Origin of the sequence: Arsenophonus sp. ENCA (genome assembly GCF_002287155.1) — a bacterium.
Taxonomy (GTDB): domain Bacteria; phylum Pseudomonadota; class Gammaproteobacteria; order Enterobacterales; family Enterobacteriaceae; genus Arsenophonus; species Arsenophonus nilaparvatae.
In genome coordinates this window covers 1-2,354 of sequence record NZ_NHNG01000194.1, presented here as the reverse complement: position 1 = coordinate 2,354, position 2,354 = coordinate 1, and the positions used below count along the sequence as shown (strand labels likewise).

4 protein-coding genes are annotated in these 2,354 nt (G+C 43.0%); 2 read left to right on the top strand and 2 right to left on the bottom strand.

The genetic code is table 11. The features are described 5' to 3' along the window. On the bottom strand, positions 1-376 hold a 376-nt coding region (locus CBG25_RS05000), incomplete at its 3' end, for a hypothetical protein (RefSeq protein WP_290603693.1). Between the two features lie 23 nt (positions 377-399). Between CBG25_RS05000 and CBG25_RS04995 the strand changes: the two genes are divergently transcribed. Beyond that, positions 400-1,197, top strand: a complete 798-nt coding sequence (locus tag CBG25_RS04995) for a TcpQ domain-containing protein (protein WP_290604999.1) — start codon at positions 400-402, stop codon at positions 1,195-1,197. After that, positions 1,197-1,643 (top strand): type IV pilus biogenesis protein PilM, encoded by a 447-nt coding sequence (gene pilM / locus CBG25_RS04990; protein WP_290604998.1) that lies wholly within the window; start codon positions 1,197-1,199, stop codon positions 1,641-1,643. The genes CBG25_RS04995 and pilM overlap by 1 nt, the downstream gene beginning before the upstream one ends. 448 nt (positions 1,644-2,091) lie before the next feature. On the opposite strand, the gene CBG25_RS04985 is transcribed toward pilM, so the two are convergent. Next, on the bottom strand, positions 2,092-2,354 hold a 263-nt coding region (locus CBG25_RS04985; RefSeq protein ID WP_290603799.1), incomplete at its 5' end, for a transposase.

Genomic DNA, 2,354 nt, shown 5'->3' with positions numbered 1-2,354 from the left:
GGCTGACAAAAATACATCCCAAATCTAAACGCGCCAGATTTTCAAGTGCTCTGAGCGAACTATGCCCTTTCATGATCCCATAAAGCAAAATTCCCATCATTGAACGAGGAGAATACGGCGCTCTACCTGTTGAAGAATAACAGCGTTCGAAAGGTACCCAGTCTTGTTCATCCAAAATCTCTGTGACAATAAATGCCCTACGTTCACCAATTTGCTTGAGATAATCGCAAAGGGAAACAGAACCCTCCAAGATAGGTAGATTTTGCGCTTTGACAAACTTACGTTTGGTGTGAGAAGGCGATTCCAGTTTGCGAGTAAATACGGTCATAAAAGATCTGCGTTTAAAACGAATAAAGCAAATTTTAATCGATAACATGAGCTTTTGCGACAGCCTCCCTCATCACGGGGCACTGGGCAAAAGCGATTTATGATTTTGATGGAGAAAAAGGGAACTATCTTCCGGATGATTACTTTGCTGTCGCTCATGCCAATCAGATTGTGGTATTAACTCAAACATCAGCAGGGTATTTTAACGCCAAACGCTGGCTAAGAACGCATGGCGCAAAAGGAGTCATTGACTATCAGGTCAAGCAAGGATGCATAGGATGCAGTGAAACCGATATTTATTTTTATCGCATTGATAAACCGGTTGATATTCATCCTATCCCGGTAAAGAAAAAAACTGAAGGGATGTTGCCAGAGAAAAATCCCGCTAAAGATAATCACTCGATGACAAGTAAACCACTGACGGTGATCAAACCACCGCAGATTATCAGCGTTAAAAATAATTCTTCATCGGCTAAGGAAAATAAACCACTCGTTCACTCTCAACCAATGATTGTACCATCAAAGAAAACGACGTTGCTTACGGATAAACCGTTTACGTCAATGAAAGTCACTCCGAACCCAAAACATGTGCAAACGTGGCAGATAGAAAAAGAAGGAACGTTAAAAGCGGGTGTCATGGCATGGGCAATAAAGGAATCTTGTGTCGCGCCGGGGGTAAAAAACTGGACGGTATACTGGCAAACGCCGGTTAATTATCAGATTGATGCTCCATTAAGATTCAGTGGTGATTTTAAATCCGCACTGAGAAGCGTTTTGGAGTTATACCAATCTGCCAAAAAGCCACTTTATGCTGAAACCAATAGTGCGCAATGCCTGATACGCATCACTGATAAACCACCGGGGGGATGATGGGCTATTTAATCCTTTCTTTTCTACTGGTGTCGTTATCTCTGGCTGGATTTTATCAGCATCAACATGCAGATAATCTCAATAGCACCGAAATAACAACAATCACGACGCAACAGGCGATAGAGACGGTTCACTATATCAACGCGATTAATGATTATCTCTATCTTCATCCCGATGTGATTAAAAACCCTAATGAAATTGTGCTAACAGCGACGCAAATCGGTATCACGCCGCACTCCCACATCCAGCATGTGATTGCCAGCCAGCGCGTTTTCGTCTGGCAACCTTTTTCACCGGGATTAATGGCGGCGCTCAAAACGCAAACCCGCGATTCTGCGCTATTGGGCAGCGTCAAAAATCACCGTCTTTTTGATAATAGTGGGCGTGATATGCAAATTGTCTTACCGGCACGTATCCCCGATGGAGAAATTGTTTATCTTAACTAGGGGGAACAATGAGAGGTTTAATACTTCATTTCTTTTTTATTGGTCTCAACGCTGTTTTCTCATACATATTGACGGGTTCACTTTGGTTGAGCGCACTGCTTTTCGTCGTTTTTGGGGTTATCTCTGCTTTTGGATTTAATTATTGTCGGCTAATGCATCTGTCGGCTGTTTTTTTAATAGCAACAATCGCGGTTAGCGTTTTATTTTCAACAATAAGGCCTTGGTACTACTTTAAAAACAACAATTGTTCGGTGAATCATGAAGCCTCAGAAAACGAAACTACTATAGAGTGCAATAACATTATCTACACGCTTGGGCACCTCGAAAAACTCAAGATTTTCAATTAACCCTTGGCTTTCATTCTAAATAATTAGATTTTTTTTGATTATCACGTTACTGATTCTATCGCACATTGCCCTGGCTAGGGCCATTTGACCCATTCTGGGCGTCAGAAAGCCACGATGCACGCGCTCTGGAAGTACGCCAACCGCTTTAGGTTGTAACATGCTGCCATCATCGTCATGGCAAAATTAGCGCGCACCTGTCCAATGGTGCGGATCAGTTTTCTACCCATTTGTTCCATCGCCGCAAATGCATGTTCAACCCGTGCCCTAGTCTTTGCAATCCTGTGGTTTCGCCCTTGCTGAGTCTTGGACAACGGTTTGTTTCGATGGCCTTTACGCTGAATCTGGCTCCTATAGCCGTTTGCCT